This window comes from Pseudomonas sp. OG7 (genome assembly GCF_014192825.1).
Classification (GTDB): domain Bacteria; phylum Pseudomonadota; class Gammaproteobacteria; order Pseudomonadales; family Pseudomonadaceae; genus Aquipseudomonas; species Aquipseudomonas monteilii.
In genome coordinates, this window is the sequence record NZ_JACHYK010000002.1 from 691715 (window position 1) to 709045 (window position 17331).

Here is a 17331-nt window from a genome sequence, read left to right on the forward strand (position 1 = left end):
CTTCACTTCGCTCAATAGTCCATGGGCGACGTCAGAAACGGGTATTGGTAGTCGGTCGGGCGCCCTTGAGCACTGTAACGCTGAAAATCGACGCCGTAGTCAGCCCGCTCCAGCAGTTTCAGCCAACGTTGCGCTTTGGCCCGGTCGATCGGCTGCAGCACCGGCACGCTGTGCTCGCGCAGGCCATCGCGGTTCAGCTTCAGCCCCAGTGCGTCATCGTGCAGCATCACCATGGCCCAACCACCCAGGGTAAAGTGCCCGCCCATCAACACACTCAGGCGCCCGTCGATCCGCGCGCGCAAGGCCTCGGGCGAACTGTTGACCGCGCTGAACAGCACATCGCGCCCCGGCTTGCGGCCGGCGGCTTCGAACGCCTGCATGGCGCCAAAGGCCATTTCGTCATTGGCCGACCACACCAGACGCGTGGCCGGGTAGCGCTCCAGCAACTGCTGCGCCTGCTCGTAGGCGCGCTGGCGGCTCCAGCCGCCATACACCACCTGGCGCAGGCGCACCTGAGGGAAATCAGCCAGCGCACGGCGCATGCCCTCCTCGCGCAGCTGCGAGGCCGGGGTGGTCTTGACCCCGGCAAAAGCCACGAGGTCTACCGCCCCGACGTCGTGCGGCAGTTGTGCGACCATCTGGTGCAACATCTGGAAGCCCGCCTGCTCGTCGTTGCTCATCAAGGTGCCCAGCGGCTCGGCATACTTGTCGGGCTGGGCCTGAATGCTGCGAACCTGGCTGGCCGTGAGGCCGTTGTTGACCAACAGCAGCTTCACCCCCGTGCCACGCGACAGGCGCAGCACTTCGGGCGCGACGTACTGCTCGTTGACCAGCACCAGGTAATCCGGCCGCTGCGCCCCACTCAGGATCGCCCGGGCCTGGGTCAGCGCCAAGTCGGCGCGGCGCTCACTGTATTCCACCCTGAGGTTCATGCCCAGCTCATCCGCGGCGGCCTGCATGAAGCGGGTGTAGCTGGTCCAGAACGTCTCGGTAGACAGCCCTGGGTTGATGAAAACCACCGATGGCTGCGCACTCGCCGCCAGCGGCAGGGCTAGACACAAGCTTTGGCACAGGGCCTTGAGCATAGGGTCACATCTCTGCGAAGCAAACACCGGATTATAAACGCCCTGCCTCGCCCAAGGCACAAATGGCAGTCAGTCTCACATAGTCCATTTGGTTCTTTTCATATGCTAAAACATCACTTTAGCGCATAACCGCAACCTGATATCGTTCCCCGGCTCCGTACCGGAGTGCGCGGCCGTGCGCGCGAATAGCTGCATGCCTGAGACAGGACTTATATGTACGTATACGACGAGTACGATCAGCGGATCATCGAGGACCGCGTCAAGCAGTTCCGTGATCAGACCCGCCGCTACCTGGCCGGTGAGCTGAGCGAAGAAGAATTCCGCCCTCTGCGCCTGCAGAACGGCCTTTACATCCAACGTTTCGCGCCGATGCTGCGTGTCGCCGTGCCGTACGGCCAGCTGAACGCCACCCAGGTCCGCACCCTGGCCAAGATCGCTCGCGACTACGACAAGGGCTATGCCCACATTTCCACCCGCCAGAACGTGCAGTTCAACTGGCCGGCGCTGGAAGACATCCCGGACATCCTCGCCGAGCTGGCCACCGTGCAAATGCACGCGATCCAGACCAGCGGCAACTGCCTGCGCAACACCACCACCGACCAGTTCGCCGGTGTGGCCGCAGACGAAATCATCGACCCGCGCCCGTGGTGCGAGATCGTCCGTCAGTGGACCACCTTCCACCCGGAATTCGCTTACCTGCCGCGCAAGTTCAAAATCGCCATCAACGGCTCGCAAGAAGACCGCGCCGCCATCGAAGTGCACGACATCGGCCTGGAGCCGGTGCGCAACGCTGCCGGCGAGCTGGGCTTCCGTGTGCTGGTCGGCGGTGGCCTGGGCCGTACCCCGGTGGTCGGCTCGTTCATCAACGAATTCCTGCCGTGGCAAGACCTGATCAGCTACCTGGACGCCATCCTGCGCGTGTACAACCGTTACGGTCGCCGTGACAACAAGTACAAGGCGCGGATCAAGATCCTGGTCAAGGCCCTGACCCCGGAAGTGTTCGCCGAGAAGGTCGAGGCCGAAATGGTCCACCTGCGTGGCGGCAGCACCACCCTGACCGAAGCTGAAGTGCAGCGCGTGTCGCGCCATTTCGTCGACCCGGATTACCTGGCCCTCGAGAATTTCGACTACGCCAACCAGGACGCCGAATACCCAGGTTTCGCCCGCTGGCGCTCGCGCAACACCCGCGCCCACAAGCGCCCTGGCTACGTGGCCGTGACCCTGTCGCTCAAGCCGACCGGCGTTGCCCCGGGCGACCTGACCGACAAGCAGTTGGACGCCGTGGCCGACCTGGCCGAGCGCTACAGCTTCGGCTTCTTGCGCACCTCGCACGAGCAGAACATCATCCTCGCCGACGTCGAGCAGCGCCAGCTGCACGCGCTCTGGCTGGAACTGCGCGAAGGCGGCTTCGCCACGCCGAACATCGGCCTGCTGACCGACATCATCTGCTGCCCGGGCGGTGACTACTGCTCGCTGGCCAACGCCAAGTCGATCCCGATTGCCGAATCCATCCAGCGCCGTTTCGACGACCTGGACTACCTGTTCGACATCGGTGAAATCGACCTCAACATTTCTGGCTGCATGAACGCCTGCGGCCACCACCACGTGGGCCACATCGGCATCCTCGGCGTGGACAAGAAGGGTGAGGAGTTCTACCAGGTGTCGCTGGGCGGCAACGCCGCGCGTGGCGCGAGCCTGGGCAAGATCCTCGGCCCGTCCTTCGCCCAGGATGACATGGCCGATGTGATCGAGAAGCTGATCGCCGTGTATGTCGAGCAACGCACCGAGGAAGAGCGTTTCATCGACACCTACCAGCGTATCGGCATCGACCCCTTCAAGGAACGCGTCTATGCAGCGAATCATTAAGAACAACCAGATCGTCGACGAAACCTGGCACCTGTTGCCCAAGGAAACGTCCTTTGACGAGCTGACCAACTGCGACGACTACATCGTCCCGCTGCAGATGTGGCGCGACCATGCCCATGTGCTCAAAGCCCGCGACGGCGGCCTGGGTGTGTGGCTGGACAGCGACCAGGAGGCAGAAGAAATCGGCGAAGACGTGCAGCACTTCCAGGTCATCGCGCTGAACTTCCCGGCCTTCACCGACGGGCGCAGCTACTCAAATGCGCGCCTGCTGCGTGACCGCTACAAGTTCAAGGGCGAACTGCGCGCCATCGGTGACGTGCTGCGTGACCAGCTGTTCTTCATGGCCCGCTGCGGTTTCGATGCATTCGCCATCCGTGCCGACAAGAACCCGGAAGACGCGCTGCAAAGCCTGAAGGACTTCTCGGTGACCTACCAGGCCGCCACCGACGAGCCGCTGCCGCTGTTCCGCCGCCGCTGATGCACCGCAAGCCATGGCCCACCCAGGCCATGGCTTGGCTCATTACCCTCTGCGTGAGGGTGGTTTTCTGATTGCGGTCACCTCCCCCTCTTCTTCTTCCCTGGCCCATTGCAATTGCAAGCGCGCCAAGGCATCGCGTACACGAGCCATGACCTGCTCGCTCAAGTGATTGTCTTCGAGATTGACGGTATGGGGGTTGGCCTCCACCCAACGCAGGGCATCCTCGTCCAAGGCAGTGATGCGATTGCCTCGCAAGTCCACGCTCAAGTCTGGGTGACCTTGCATTAACTGAAGCGGGAACGCCCTCAGGCCGGTAGCACGCAACGACAAATAACGCAGGTGGACGTTGTAGCGCAGCAGTGGCGCACTGACGAGTGGATTGCCCTCAAGGTTGAGCACCTCCAGCCTGGAAAACCACTCCAGTCGCGACTCGCTGACGGCATCAAGAACAATGGTGTTATCCTGCAAGTACAACTGAGTGAGCCTTGCCAGACCATTCAGGTTTTCCGGCACTACGCTCAATTGGTTGCCACCGAGATTGAGAATGTTCAGCCGCGCCAGGTTGCCTATAGTGCGTGGCAAGCCTGTCAACAAGTTACCGCTCAACTGCAAGTTCTCGAGCGCTGGCAGCGCACCCAGCTGTTCCGGCAGCTCACTCAACTGGTTGAAGGCCAGGTCCAGGCTCGTCAGATTCGTCAAACGCTCAATGCCAGCGGGCAATACCTCCAGCCTGCAGCCGCTGAGGTCCAACTCGACCAACTGCCCCAGGTTTTCCAGGCCTGTCACCGTATCAAGCAGGTTACCCCCCAGGTTCAAGCTGCGCAGTTGAGGCAAATGCTCAAGCCCTTCCAGGCGTGAAATTCTGCTACCCGACAGGTTCAACACCTCCAGATTGGGAAAGCGCCGCAAAAAATCACCTGCAATGGCCGTGACCTGCTGGTTGCGTAGCGACAACGTACGCAGCCTGTCAAAACGAATGCCCACCGGCAGCTCCGGCAACGTGCTGACCGACAACCCGTCGATGGTGGGATTGAAGCCTGGGCCTTCAGCGCGAAAGCCCGAATACCAAGCCTGGCGCAGTGTTTGCGCCACGGCAGAGCGAGCATGATATTCCGCATCGGTCGGCAGACCTCGCCAAGTATCCAGGCTTTGCTCCAACTGCCTCGACAGCCGGGTAAACGCTCGAAGGCCAGGCCCATGAGGGGGCTCAAAGCGGAACCACGCCCAGGCATTGCCACGCGCCAGTTTCAGCGTCAGCGCCCTCTCCGATGCCTGACGTTGGGCGACGATCCGATTCACAGCATCCATGGGGGCATGCGCCTCACCGGGTTCAGGCTCCAACGCACCTAACTGCGGAGCGTACTCGTGGCGTATTTCGGCAAATTCATCGGCGTACGCGACACGCACATAGTCCTGCCAGAAGGATTGCCGCGACAGGAACTGGCTCAGCGCTTCAGCCGTTTCGGCCTCGTGCACCGCTGCTTCGGCTTCCGATAGCAGCTCAGGTGTGACGCTGGTTACATGCTGGAGGTTCAGGTAGGTGGGTTGCCCATAAATACCCAAAGCATCTGCCAGGCCCACTCTGAAGGCGAGGTAAACGTCATTTATACGGGCTTCGCCGGGCGGCAGACGCAGACGCTCGATATGCTGCGCGGCAAAACGATTGACTTGCTCCAGCCGGAACAGCTCCCGCGACAGGTCTCGCAACGCGCGCTCCACCCGTCTCCCTCTCACGCCTTCGGTACGCAGCTCGACCTGCAGCCTCACCAACAGTAAATCGAGGTCGGCACGCCCGCGCGGCATTGCCGCCTGACGGAACACAGCACTGCGGACAACCGAATTGTGCCACATGGTTTCAAGCAACTCGCCCACACGCCGGCGGGCCTCTGCCGGTTGGCGCGTGAACTGCTCAGCCGCCCGCACCGCTTCCAGATAGGCAAAAAAGTCTTCACTGCCCCGTTCGGCACGCAACGCTTGCCATGCCTCCCTGCGCCGGGCCGCTTCCTGCCCGCTCAAGCCGGCCAGCCAAGGGTCCGACTCATGAGGAGCAGGTTGTGCGGGCAATGGCCGTGAAGGGGGGAGCCACACTCGCTCGTCCACGCGTTCCAGTATGACAGGAGGCAGCGGGTTGCCCTGCAGACGCACCCTGTCGGGATGTGCGTTCAAGAGGGCTAGCTGAGCTTCATCGATGACACCGATACGGTTGCCCCGCAAGTCGATCTGCTCCAGCGCGCCCTGTTGCAGCAGCTGCAAGGGGACAGCTCGCAGCCGATTGCCACGCAAATGCAAGCGTCGAAGCGCAGTCGAAAAGTTCACCCTTGGCTCAACCTCAAGCGCGTTGAAATCAAGGTCCAGCGTGGTCAGATGGTTCAAACCAGCCAGCTGCCGATTGCCCGGCTCGGTTATCACGATCCGGTTATGCGCCAGTCGTAACGTCTCCAGCCAAGGCGTGTGTTCCAGTGTTGGCAGTTCGGTCAACCGGTTCCCCGTCAGGTCAAGCCTGGTCACGCTGGGGAAACGGGACAGAAAGCGCTCATCGACGTTGGCCAGCTCCAGGTTTGTCAGCGTGAGCGTGGTCACATGGTCAAAACTGACGGTATCTGGCAAATCCGGCAATGAGCCCAGCCGTGAGTTTTCCAGAATCAACGCGAAGTTGCCGGCCTCGTCGCGAATACTGCGCCGCCAGGCATTTCGTATTCGCCGTGCCATGCGGGCCCGCCTGAGCAGTTGCACAGGGCCGGATGACTGACGTCGCCATCGGCTCAAAGCCAGGTCAAGTGCACGCAGCTGCCCACTGAGGCGCAGATGATAGTTCCAGGCCGTCAACCCAAGGCTTCGCGCCCTGTCGATGAGGTCGTCAAATGCGTGATCATCCAGTTCCGGAAACAGCCGCTGCATACCCCGGCGCAATGCACGAAGGCTGCTCTCCCCCCGTCCGCTCAACGGGTATCCCACGCGCCCGTCTCCCAGCCTGACTGGAGGCCTGAAACCAGGGGTGATTGGCGCCATACCAAGCACATCGGCCACCCGTTCACGCCGCTGGCTTGCCCAGAGTGACAACGCATCCACCAACGCCTGCGGGCTGTCGGCGGCCTCGCCCAACTGCTTGCGCTGCCAAGGGTCCAGCAGCTGTATCAGCGCTTCGAACAGGCTGCATGGCGACGAAGGGGGCGACAAAGGGTCGCCGGCGCGCGCTATTACTTCATAGCCGTCGGCGGTACGCACCAGCGTACGGAGCTCGTCGGAGGTTTCAGCGCCGACACAGGCCATTCTTTCGCCTTGCGCCGATGCAAGCCGCACTTCAACCCGGGTGCCTCGCCAAGGCGCCTCATCGCCGACCAGGCTCAACGCCAGCTGCTCGGTATCGCGGTTGATGGCTGCGGCCTGGCGCAGCCCGGCACAGGCACGATCCAGTCGCGCATCGTGCAGTTGCCAACGCGCCTGTTCGGCCAAGGCAAGGGGAACACGCTGGTGTATCAGCAATTGCTCGACCTGGTCCTCGCTGGCATGCTCGACGATTTCACGCGCCTCCCTGATTGAAAGCCCAGGGAAGTCTCTTCGCAACACGGCCTGCTCTGGGGTAGCGACGCCTTGTTGGGCCTGCAGATGCTCCTCGAAGCCATCGCCGCGTAGCCATGGCACTTGCGTGTGCATACGATGCCGCTCAGCTGCATCGAGCAGCCGTGCCGGTGGCGGCGCATGATCGAGGTGCAAACGCCTCAGATGGTCTTCATTCAGGCCGGTGGCGAGCAGCACATCGTTGGCCGCTTCAGCATCCAGCTGCGACAGATCGCTGGCGAGGTCTTGCAGCAAATGCACGCGCCCCTGCCACTCATGAGGGCTTTCGAGCTCGTGGCGCCAACCGCCGGCGCCGTTGTTTTCAAGCATTGGCGCATAGGCACTGGTACGCTGCGGATGACGGATTCGCCGTTGTTGCGATTGCGCCTCCAGGTAGGTTTCAAAGCTGCCGACCGGCGTGCGCACCCGCTCACCCGGCCCGCCCAAAGGTCGTGCTCCCGTGCTGCCCACTGGGTCAATCGCATAGCCGGGCAACGCCGGGTCGCATAATTTCAAACTGTGCTCATCGTACTGGACCGGCACCAGCTCATCGACCTGCACTGCCCTGGCCAGCCGCTGCGCTGCCAGCCCGGCGCCAACATTGACGCCCGTCATGATTACCGTTTCAGCAACCGAATAAAGGTGTTCCAGCGCCGCCTGTCGATCACCCAGTCGCCAATCGGCATAGCCCTCGTATACCTCGCCGGCCACCTGCAACGCGGTGATGCCCAACAATGGCAGCGCCAACGCGGGAAGCCCGAAGCTCGCCAGGCCCAGTAGGTCCAGCGCACTTTCGAGATAGAAGTGCAAGCGCCGGTCACGCACCTGTGCATCCACATCGGCGGTAGGCACCGCCAGGACCCTGGCATTGTCCAACAAGGTATCGATCTGTTGCTTGCGCAGGTACTCGAACAATGGCTGCTCGATCACTTCGTGACGCCCATCGAGACGGACCGGCACATTTTCATCACCTTGCTTCAACGCCTCACCCAGCGCACGGCTATACGCTTCACGATCCCGTTCGCAGATGAAACGCTGGAAGAAATCGACATACCCAGGCAAGCGAAACTGCTTGCCCATCGTCAGGAACAGTTGGTCCCAGGTGGAGTACCAGGTAAGTGCACCATGAGGATCGTCAGGCACCCAGCACAGAAGGCCCTTCTGCGAACTGTCGGATGCTGCAACGTCGAATACCACCACCCCGTGTGCGAGCTTGCCGAATACACGCAGCGCATGAGGCTGCAAACCTGTACCTGTCGAGGGTTTGCCAGCTACCTGCGAGGCCAGCGGGATGCACTGATCAAAGCCATGCCTGGAAATTTCGCCGTTGTACAGTGAGAGACGCAGTGCCGCCTCCAGAGCAGCCCGATAGCCCTCCTGCAAAAGGGCCTCCAGCTGCCTCCCAGGCTCTCCGCCTGGCATCAACCGGGTATTCAGATAAGCCTGGTACTGCCCACCCAGGTCGAGGGTTCGGCACAACGTGTAAAATGCCTTTGGCGAAAGACTTGCGTCCTGGCCATTCGAGTCCTGCACGACAGTGCCTTGCAAAATAGCACTGGCAAATGTTTCCCCCTCGGTAAAATTATGCAGCGCAGCAGCCAGCAGGCTCTGCTGATGGACATGCTCTTTCACCCCATCTGGAAGGGTCGCAATGTGTGATGGGAAACGCTGCAATGTACGTCGGCGCAGCATCGCCTTGCGAACATCCAACGTCAAACCATGCCGGGTGTACAACGCCTGCTGCAACAATGGGGCGGCAAATGCATCCAGAGGCAGGATACTTGCCAACCACTCATGCAACTGGTGTTGAACGTGCTGCTGCCATTGCTGGCTCGCATGCAGTGAGTACAAGGTATTCAGCGATGCCCCGGTCAGCCAGGACGGTAAACGGCTGGCAATCAGGGCATCGGTCGAGCCATCGGTAAAGGGTGGCGGGTGCATCGCGGTCTCCGGGCAAGAAAACCGCATTGCATCAGGCCCGACGTGGCCACGGTGGTATCTATGGCAATCCCTTGGCGCCCTGAACATAAGTACCGGGGCGACTGTTGACTTCAAAGCAAAAGATCTTGCCGCCACACTGCATTAATCGTTACACGCAAAACCTGCACACTGGCTTCACTGACGCAGGCCCCCGCCTGGGTCCACCCTGATCTGCCAAGGAGCATTTTCATGAGCATCCCATCTTTTGGTCTAGGCACCTTCCGCCTCACCGGGCAAGCCGTTATCGACTCGGTCAAGTCGGCCCTGGCGCTGGGCTACCGGGTGATCGACACCGCGCAAATCTACAAGAACGAAGCTGACGTCGGCCAGGCGATCGCCGAAAGCGGCGTGCCGCGCAGCGAGCTGTTCGTCACCACCAAGATCTGGGTGGACAACTACGCCGCCGACAAGCTCATCCCCAGCCTGCGCGACAGCCTGAGCAAACTGCGTACCGACTATGTCGACCTGCTGCTGGTCCACTGGCCAGCGCCGGGCAACGGGGTGGAACTGCGCGAATACATGACCGCGCTGGCCGAAGCGAAAAAACTGGGCCTGACGCGCCAGATCGGTGTATCCAATTTCAACATCGAGCTGACCCGCCAGGCCATCGACGTCGTCGGCAAAGGCGAAATCGCGACCAACCAGATCGAACTCAGCCCTTACCTGCAAAACGGCAAGCTGACCGCGTTCCTGAAGGAACAGGGCATCACCGTCACCTCCTATATGACCCTGGCCTACGGCAAGGTGCTGAAGGACCCGGTACTCGCCGAGATTGCCGCGAAGCACAAGGCTACTGTCGCCCAGGTTGCCCTGGCCTGGGCCTTGCAGTTGGGCTATGCGGTCATCCCGTCGTCGACCAAGCGTGAAAACCTGGCCAGCAACCTGCTTGCCCGTGACCTGAAGCTGGACGCAGACGACATGGCACGCATCGCCACGCTCGAACGCAATGGCCGCGAAGTCAGCCCGCACGGCCTGGCACCGGCCTGGGACTGACAGGGGTACGCCCTTGTGCAGGGGTGACACAAGGGCCGCACCTGGGCAAGACACCTCAGCACTATTCCACGCACCGCAATTATGAAGTGCCCGGCACATCCATTCTCTGTCCAGGCAGCGGCAGCTAACCTGCTACAAGCCAAACGACCCGAGGAGTACACCGATGTCCCGCCCACCCCTTCCTCCCTTCACCCGCGAAAGTGCCATCGAAAAAGTCCGGCTGGCCGAAGATGGCTGGAACGGCCGTGACCCTGCCAAGGTTGCGCTCGCCTACACCCCGGACACGGTCTGGCGCAACCGCGTCGAGTTCCCCCGTGGCCGTGCCGAGGTCGAAGCGTTTCTGACCCGTAAATGGCACCACGAACTGGAATACCGCCTGATCAAGGAACTGTGGGCCTTCACCGGCAACCGCATTGCCGTGCGCTACGCCTACGAATACCACGACGACAGCGGCCAGTGGTTCCGCGCCTACGGCAACGAGAACTGGGAGTTTGCCGACGACGGACTGATGCAGAACCGTCATTCGAGCATCAACGAACACCCAATCAGCGAGGCCGAGCGCAAGTTCCACTGGCCGCTGGGCCGGCGCCCGGACGATCACCCCGGGCTCAGCGAACTGGGGCTTTGATCAACCCACTGGCAGTGTGACTTTGGCTTGCAAACCGCCGTCGAGGCGGTTGCTCAATGTCAGGCTGCCACCTTGTTCCAGCACGATGGCCCGTGCGGCGGGCAGGCCCAGCCCCACACCGCCAGTGTCGCGGTTACGTGAGCCTTCAATACGGTAAAACGGCACGAATACTTGCTCCTGCAGTTCCGGCGCGATACCCGGCCCGCGATCCTGCACGGTAATTTCTATCTGCCTGGCAGTTACCACCAACACCACCGTTGGTTCGCAACCGTACTTCGCGGCATTGTCGATCAGGTTGACCAACACCCGCTTGATGCCCACGGGCCGCCCGGTGTAAACACAGCGGCGCGGCCCGCTGAGGCCAACCTCCACGCCCGCATCCTTGAAGTCGTCCACCACGGTCAGCAGCAGCTCGCCCAGGTCGAACACGGTGGTGGGTTCAAGCCGCGCGTCATCACGGAAAAACGCCAGCGCGGCATCGACCATCGCCTGCATCTCGTCAACGTCCTGAAACAACTTGGCCTGCAACTGGGCATCGTCGATGAACTCAGCGCGCAAGCGCATGCGCGTCAGTGGTGCGCGCAGGTCGTGGGAGATGGCCGCGAGCATCTGCGTGCGGTCGTTCAGGTAATGCTTGAGCTGAGCCTGGGTGGCATTGAAGGCCAGGATGGCCTGGCGCAGGTCGTGCGGGCCGACCACCGGGATGTGGGGCGCGTTGAAGTCCTTGCCAAAGCGCCGCGCACCTTCGGCAAAGCGCTCCAGGGGCTTGGCCAGGTAGCGTGTGGCCAACAACGCCACAACAAGGCTGGAAGCCAGCATCAAGGCGAGGATGATCAGGTTACGCGGCAGTTCATCCAGGCCCCAGCTACGGCTGGTAGCGCGAAACAGCACCCAGGACTTGTCGCTCAGCTCGATCATCAGGGCATAGCCGCGTTCAGGGGCGTATTCCGGCATGTCGGAAGGCTCGAATGCCTCGACCCTGGCATCCGGGCGCTTGAGCAAGGCACGCAGGATAGGCGTGCCCTGGCGGTACTCGGCATCGACCAGCATGGGCACACCGGCTTCGTCATGGCGCTGCAACCAGCGTACCGAATAGGTGCCGTCACCCGCCGCGCCCGCAATGTTGCTGCGTTGCAACACAGGCGCCGCATCGAGGATGCGGGTCACCGCTGCCACTTTCTCGATCACCCCGCTTTCCAGCAGCGGTGGTTGCGCCCACACACTCAACAGCAGGCTGAACAGCCCCTTGAGCAGCAACAGGAACAGCATCGCCGTCAAAGTGGTCAGCGCAATCCAGCGGGCAATGGTGATTCTTGGCTGCGGCAGGGCCTGTCGCAGCCGGGTGAACAGCTTCATCGCCTGGCGACCGTGGGCGTGAACAGGTAGCCGGCATTACGCAGGGTGCGAATCAACGGCTCACTGCCATTGTCGGCTTCAAGCTTGCGGCGCAACCTGCTCACCTGTACATCAACGCTGCGGTCGTAGGCATCGTAGGCTTCACCACGGGCCAGGTCCAGCAACTGCTGGCGGCTAAGCACCCGACGTGGATGCTCGGCAAACACCAGCAACAGCTCGAATTCACCATTGGACAACGGGATCATGACGTTATCCGGCGAGCGCAACTCGCGCCGCACCACGTCCAGCTGCCAGCCGGCGAACTCAAGCACCGAGGGGTGGCTCGTAGCGACAACAGCGCCAGCAGCCCCCTCACCGGCCCTGCGCAACACGGCCCTGACCCGCGCCAGCAGTTCACGGGCAGCGAACGGCTTGGTCAGGTAGTCGTCTGCCCCCAGCTCCAGGCCCACCACACGGTCGCTCAGCTCGCCCATGGCGGTCAGCATGATCACTGCCACCTTGTGTTCGGCCAACAGGCGCTGGCACAGCACCAGGCCACTGTCACCGGGCAGCATCACGTCGAGGATGACCAGGTCTGGCACGCGCCGCTCGATCGCCTGCCAGAGCGCCTTGCCATCGCAGGCGACGTCTACCTCGTAGCCATGCTGGCGAAGAAACTTCTGTAACAGGTCGAGCACCTCGACATCATCGTCGACGATCAGCAAATGGCTCACGAAAAAGCACCACGAACAAGGTAACCAAGCGGTACTTTAAGGCCATCACCCTGCGGCCGTCATATATTTCAACCCGGTAACAAAGTGTCCGGGCCGAGACAATCCAGACATTACCAGGCAAAAAAAGCCGGGCAGCATCGCCGCCAGTTCTTGCCAGGAATGTGCCTATGTCCCGCTCATCATCCGTTTCCCGTTCGGCGCGCTCTGCTGCGCTGGCACTGTCGCTGCTTGCAGCCGGAGGCTGCAGCCAGCGCGCACCTGCCGCCTCGTCCTGCGGCCCTGTGGCCTATCAAGTCAGCGATCCGGCGGAACCCGCCAACCGCGCAGTATTTGCCTTCAACCGCACGGTCGATGACTACCTGCTGACCCCCATCGCCCGCAGCTACACCGCGCTGCCTGGTTTTGCCCGGCAGGGCGTGCACAACTTTGCCAACAACTTCGGCGAGCCCAAGGTGTTCGTCAACGACCTGCTGCAGGGCAACGGCGAACGGGCCATGACCAGCCTTTCACGCTTCATCTTCAACACCACCCTGGGTGTGGCGGGCCTGGTCGATGTGTCCGGGAAGATGGGGCTGAGCCAACACCGCTCAGACTTTGGCCAGACTTTCGGCGTCTGGGGCATCGCCAATGGCCCCATCGTCGAGCTGCCATTACTGGGTACGCACAACGTGCGCGACGCTACCGGCAAGGTATTGAGCATGGCCGTGGACCCGCTCGGCGATAACAGCGACACGGTTGCCACCCTCACGACCGTGGCCACTGCCGGGCACATCGTGGATGGGCGCGCCGCCACCCTGCCGTTGACCGATCTGCTGCACACCTGGCCCGATTACTACCTGGCAATGCGCGACTACACCGCCCAGCAGCGCAGCAACCGGGTGGCAGAAGGCAAGGCAGGCAGACCTGGAACGTGGCAAGCCCATTGCCCGGAGGCAACCGGCCATGAATGATGCCCAGGCGGCCATGCTGCTGTTCAGGCGCCTGGAAGGTGCCGCCCGGCAACCCCTGTTGCTGCATGAACTGGAGGCGCGGCTATCGGCTGATGGCCGTAGCCTGGTCATTAGCCGGTATCGAGAGCGCTTCAGCGCCGAAGGTAAGCCCTACCGACACGAGGCTCACCGCAGCATACCGATTGCGGCATTGCTGCGCTGGATGGCCAGGCACGAACGCTAAAAGGGCTTTGCGGGCACGGATGCCCGAAACGCGGCAGTGGCTGCCTGTTCGGCGTGAGACAGGCAACCCGGGCACTGGCTACCCTGCTGCGGCAATGCCTTGCTCCCTTGCCACAGAAGAACCTTGCCCATGACAACCTCCGCTGCCTCCGTAGCCTCGACCACGCCTGCCGACCAGCCTCAGGGCTTTGTGGTCCGCATCGTCGGTGCTGCTGCATTCGCCCACCTGCTCAACGACCTGATCCAGGCGGTGCTGCCATCGATCTACCCCATGCTGAAAAGCGATTTTGCGCTGAGCTTTGCCCAGATCGGCTGGATCGCCCTGGTCTACCAAGTGACCGCCTCCCTGCTGCAGCCCTGGGTCGGCCTGTTCACCGACAAATATCCACAACCTTTCCTGCTGCCCGCCGGCATGCTGGTGACGCTGGTGGGCATCGCCCTGCTCGCCTTTGCCGGCAGCTATGAAATGCTGTTGTTGGCCGCCGCAGTGGTTGGCGTGGGTTCGGCGACCTTCCACCCCGAAGCCTCGCGGGTGGCCAGGATGGCCTCCGGCGGGCGCTTCGGCACCGCGCAATCCACCTTCCAGGTTGGCGGCAATACCGGCTCGGCCCTCGGCCCGCTGCTCACCGCCGCGATCGTCATTCCGCACGGCCAGCCGGCCATTGCCTGGTTCATGCTGGCGGCTGCACTGGCAGTATGGGTGCTGTTGCGGGTAACAGGCTGGAGCGTGCGCCACGGCCAGGCCCGGCTCAAGACATTCGCCGGTCAGCAGGCGCCCGGGTTGTCGCGGGGTGCCATGTGGCGCGCAGTGGCCGTGGTAGCCGTGCTGATGTTCGCCAAGTTCGTTTACATCGCCTCGTTCACCAACTACTTCACCTTCTACCTGATCGAGCATTTCGGCCTGAGCGTGCAACACAGCCAGCTGTACCTGTTCGTGTTCCTCGCAGCCGTGGCGCTGGGGACCTTTGCCGGCGGCCCGGTGGGTGACCGCATCGGGCGCAAGGCGGTGATCTGGGTCTCGTTCCTTGGCGTTGCCCCCTTCGCCCTGGCCCTGCCCCATGCCAACCTGGCCTGGACAGCCGTACTGGCCGTGGCCATCGGCCTGGTGATGTCCTCGGCCTTCGCGGCCCTGGTGGTGTATGCCCAAGAGGCGGTGCCAGGGCGGGTCGGCATGGTCTCCGGGGTGATGTTCGGGCTGATGTTCGGCATCAGCGGCATCGGCGCCGCCGGCCTGGGCGAACTCGCCGACCGGCATGGCATCGAGTGGGTGTACCAGGCCATCGCGTTCCTGCCGCTGCTCGGGCTGGCCACCGCGCTGCTGCCGGCCACCCGCTCGCAGGCCCGGCCGAACCGTTGCTGCTAAAGTGGCGCTGCCTGGCTGCATCTACACGAGGTCACGATGGTAAAGCCGCAGCGCGAATTGCTGGTGGAGGTCGATGAATGGACCTGGGAAGTGGGGAGCCGCGCGACCGACTACCCTACGGACTGGTTCATCGAACCCCACCGGCATGCCAAGCATCAACTGATCTACGCCATCAAAGGCTTGATGATCGTCGAGTCCGGTAACGAATGCTGGACCGTGCCGCCCAGCCGCGGTGTGTGGATGCCCTGCGGCCAGGTGCACGCCATCCGCTGTGTTGGCGACGTGAAGATGCGCAGTGTGTTCGTGCGCACCGACGCAGCCGCGGGCCTGCCCCTGCAGAGCAAGGCCATCAGCATCTCGCCGCTGCTCAGCGAACTGATCAAAGCCTCGGTGAGCTTTACCGCCCCCTTTGCCGAGGACTCGCGTGAGGCCCGGGTAATGCGCTTGATCCTCGACGAAATCTGCGTACTGCCAACCTTGCCGCTGAAGCTGTCGCAACCCAGCGACAGCCGCTTGAAGGCCATCTGCTCGGCCTTGCACGAAAGGCCTGATGACAACGCCACCGTGGCTGACTGGGCCTTGCAACTGGGCGTAGATGAAAAGACCATCCAGCGCCTGTTCCGCAAGGAAACCGGCATGACTTTTGGCCAGTGGCGCCAGCAGGCGCGGCTGATGCAGGCACTTGAGCGGATCGCACAGGGCGAGCGGATCATCGATGTGGCGGGGGCGCTGGGGTATGACAGCCCCAGTGCCTTCGCCAGCATGTTCAAGCGCCAGTTCGGCACCACACCGAGCCAGTTCTTCAAATAACCTTCAGGCCGGTGCGATTTTGGCGTCGACCGGGCCAAGCCGTGTACAGTACCCCTACAACAACGCCCGATAAGGAGCCCGGCCCATGACCGTGACGCTGTCCCCCGTGCAGATCGACTGCGCTTTCGATTCCGGCAACATTCAGGTGCTGGACGCCAGCAACCCGGCCCAGGTGCACCTGGCCATCCGCCCCGACACCCACAGCGGCCACTACCAGTGGTTCCACTTCAAGGTCAGTGGGCTGACCCCGGGCCAGGTCCATCGCTTCAGCCTCGACAACGCATCGGGCTCCTCGTACAAAAATGCCTGGAGCGGCTACAACGCAGTGGCCAGCTACGACCAGAACACCTGGTTCCGCGTACCCAGTCAGTTCGACGGCACGGCGCTGTCGTTCGAAGTGAAAGCAGAGCACCAGCAGATCTGGTTCGCCTACTTCGAGCCCTACCCGCGCGCCCGTCACAACCAGCTGATCGAACGTGCTCGCCAGTTGCCAGGGATCGAGTTGCTGGCCAGCGGCAGAAGCGTACAGGGCCGCGACATCCCGCTGCTGCGCGCCGGTGATGGCGCCACTGGCAAGCGCAAGCTGTGGCTGATTGCCCAACAGCACCCGGGCGAGCATATGGCCGAATGGTTCATGGAAGGGGTAATCGATCGCCTGCAGGCCAACGATACGGTAATCCAGCAGTTGCTGGCCAAGGCCGACCTCTACCTGATCCCCAACATGAACCCGGACGGCGCCTTCCTCGGCCACCTGCGTACCAACTTCAAGGGCAAGGACCTCAACCGCGCCTGGCAGGACGCCAGCGTCGAGCTGACCCCGGAGGTGTTCTTTGCCCAAGCGCAGATGAAGCAGTACGGGGTGGACGCCTTTGTCGATGTACACGGCGATGAAGAGATCCCCCACGTATTCACCGCCGCCTGTGAGGGCAACCCGGGCTACACGCCACGCCTGGCAACGCTCGAGGAGCAGTTCCGCAGCACCTTGTGCACCCTGACCCGGGACTTCCAGACCGTGCATGGCTACACCCGTGACGAGCCGGGGCAGGCCAATACCACGCTGGCCTGCAACGCGGTGGGCATGGCGCATGACTGCCTGTCACTGACCCTGGAGATGCCGTTCAAGGACCATGACGACGCGCCCGATGCGGTTACCGGGTGGTCGGGGGCGCGGTCGAAGGCACTGGCCGGGGCGGTCCTGGAGACATTGGCGAAAATGGTTGACGATTTGCGTTGACCATCATGGCCTCATCTCCGGCAAGCCGGCTCCCACCTCGACCGCGCTATACCTGAGCCATGTGCAGTACCGTGGGAGCTGGCTCGCCGGCGATG

Annotated in this window: 13 protein-coding genes; 9 read left to right on the top strand and 4 right to left on the bottom strand. The window is 62.6% G+C overall.

Annotated elements, in window-relative coordinates; translation table 11 throughout:
- Positions 1–11: 11 nt before the first annotated feature.
- Positions 12–1085: an ABC transporter substrate-binding protein gene (locus FHW75_RS07580; RefSeq protein ID WP_019099686.1), complete on the bottom strand. Its 1074-nt coding sequence runs from the start codon at positions 1083–1085 to the stop codon at positions 12–14.
- Positions 1086–1298: 213 nt separating this feature from the next.
- Between FHW75_RS07580 and FHW75_RS07585 the strand changes: the two genes are divergently transcribed.
- On the top strand, positions 1299–2951 hold the full coding sequence (locus FHW75_RS07585; protein ID WP_016714707.1) for a nitrite/sulfite reductase: 1653 nt from the start codon (positions 1299–1301) through the stop codon (positions 2949–2951).
- Entirely contained in the window at positions 2935–3429 is a 495-nt protein-coding gene (locus FHW75_RS07590) for a DUF934 domain-containing protein (protein WP_016714708.1), read from the top strand. Before FHW75_RS07585 ends, FHW75_RS07590 begins: the two co-directional genes overlap by 17 nt.
- 42 nt (positions 3430–3471) lie before the next feature.
- Here FHW75_RS07590 and FHW75_RS07595 read toward each other — a convergent pair whose 3' ends face one another.
- Complete coding sequence (locus FHW75_RS07595; protein WP_260308759.1) at positions 3472–9015, bottom strand: dermonecrotic toxin domain-containing protein; 5544 nt, start codon at positions 9013–9015, stop codon at positions 3472–3474.
- A 141-nt stretch (positions 9016–9156) separates the two neighbouring features.
- Between FHW75_RS07595 and dkgB the strand changes: the two genes are divergently transcribed.
- Complete coding sequence (dkgB, locus tag FHW75_RS07600; RefSeq protein WP_183673439.1) at positions 9157–9960, top strand: 2,5-didehydrogluconate reductase DkgB; 804 nt, start codon at positions 9157–9159, stop codon at positions 9958–9960.
- A gap of 163 nt (positions 9961–10123) precedes the next feature.
- On the top strand, positions 10124–10588 hold the full coding sequence (locus FHW75_RS07605; RefSeq protein ID WP_019099690.1) for a nuclear transport factor 2 family protein: 465 nt from the start codon (positions 10124–10126) through the stop codon (positions 10586–10588).
- Here the strand turns inward: FHW75_RS07605 and FHW75_RS07610 are convergent, their stop codons facing one another.
- Both FHW75_RS07610 and FHW75_RS07615 read right to left on the bottom strand, forming a co-directional pair.
- Complete coding sequence (locus FHW75_RS07610) at positions 10589–11944, bottom strand: ATP-binding protein (RefSeq protein ID WP_183673441.1); 1356 nt, start codon at positions 11942–11944, stop codon at positions 10589–10591. It lies immediately after the preceding gene.
- Positions 11941–12657, bottom strand: a complete 717-nt coding sequence (locus tag FHW75_RS07615) for a response regulator (protein WP_016714713.1) — start codon at positions 12655–12657, stop codon at positions 11941–11943. Before FHW75_RS07615 ends, FHW75_RS07610 begins: the two co-directional genes overlap by 4 nt.
- Positions 12658–12824: 167 nt before the next feature.
- Here FHW75_RS07615 and FHW75_RS07620 point away from each other — a divergent pair, with 167 nt between their 5' ends.
- The 5 genes from FHW75_RS07620 to FHW75_RS07640 all read left to right on the top strand — a co-directional run bounded on the left by FHW75_RS07620 (position 12825) and on the right by FHW75_RS07640 (position 17236).
- Positions 12825–13607 (top strand): VacJ family lipoprotein, encoded by a 783-nt coding sequence (locus FHW75_RS07620; RefSeq protein WP_025754388.1) that lies wholly within the window; start codon positions 12825–12827, stop codon positions 13605–13607.
- On the top strand, positions 13600–13830 hold the full coding sequence (locus tag FHW75_RS07625) for a hypothetical protein (RefSeq protein ID WP_019099692.1): 231 nt from the start codon (positions 13600–13602) through the stop codon (positions 13828–13830). Before FHW75_RS07620 ends, FHW75_RS07625 begins: the two co-directional genes overlap by 8 nt.
- A 129-nt stretch (positions 13831–13959) precedes the next feature.
- A complete protein-coding gene (locus FHW75_RS07630) occupies positions 13960–15192 on the top strand; it encodes an MFS transporter (protein WP_019099693.1) in 1233 nt (410 codons plus the stop codon).
- A 36-nt stretch (positions 15193–15228) separates the two neighbouring features.
- On the top strand, positions 15229–16002 hold the full coding sequence (locus FHW75_RS07635; protein WP_019099694.1) for a helix-turn-helix domain-containing protein: 774 nt from the start codon (positions 15229–15231) through the stop codon (positions 16000–16002).
- An 85-nt stretch (positions 16003–16087) separates the two neighbouring features.
- Positions 16088–17236 carry a M14-type cytosolic carboxypeptidase gene (locus tag FHW75_RS07640; protein ID WP_027615732.1) on the top strand — a complete coding sequence of 383 codons (1149 nt, stop codon included), beginning with the start codon at positions 16088–16090 and terminating at the stop codon, positions 17234–17236.
- The last annotated feature ends 95 nt before the right edge of the window (positions 17237–17331 follow it).

Coding starts and splice junctions, on each gene's coding strand:
- FHW75_RS07580 (WP_019099686.1), bottom strand. CDS start 1,085: ATGCTCAAGGCCCTGTGCCAAAGCTTGTGTCTAGCCCTGCCGCTGGCG.
- FHW75_RS07585 (WP_016714707.1), top strand. CDS start 1,299: ATGTACGTATACGACGAGTACGATCAGCGGATCATCGAGGACCGCGTC.
- FHW75_RS07590 (WP_016714708.1), top strand. CDS start 2,935: ATGCAGCGAATCATTAAGAACAACCAGATCGTCGACGAAACCTGGCAC.
- FHW75_RS07595 (WP_260308759.1), bottom strand. CDS start 9,015: ATGTTCAGGGCGCCAAGGGATTGCCATAGATACCACCGTGGCCACGTC.
- dkgB (WP_183673439.1), top strand. CDS start 9,157: ATGAGCATCCCATCTTTTGGTCTAGGCACCTTCCGCCTCACCGGGCAA.
- FHW75_RS07605 (WP_019099690.1), top strand. CDS start 10,124: ATGTCCCGCCCACCCCTTCCTCCCTTCACCCGCGAAAGTGCCATCGAA.
- FHW75_RS07610 (WP_183673441.1), bottom strand. CDS start 11,944: ATGAAGCTGTTCACCCGGCTGCGACAGGCCCTGCCGCAGCCAAGAATC.
- FHW75_RS07620 (WP_025754388.1), top strand. CDS start 12,825: ATGTCCCGCTCATCATCCGTTTCCCGTTCGGCGCGCTCTGCTGCGCTG.
- FHW75_RS07625 (WP_019099692.1), top strand. CDS start 13,600: ATGAATGATGCCCAGGCGGCCATGCTGCTGTTCAGGCGCCTGGAAGGT.
- FHW75_RS07630 (WP_019099693.1), top strand. CDS start 13,960: ATGACAACCTCCGCTGCCTCCGTAGCCTCGACCACGCCTGCCGACCAG.
- FHW75_RS07635 (WP_019099694.1), top strand. CDS start 15,229: ATGGTAAAGCCGCAGCGCGAATTGCTGGTGGAGGTCGATGAATGGACC.
- FHW75_RS07640 (WP_027615732.1), top strand. CDS start 16,088: ATGACCGTGACGCTGTCCCCCGTGCAGATCGACTGCGCTTTCGATTCC.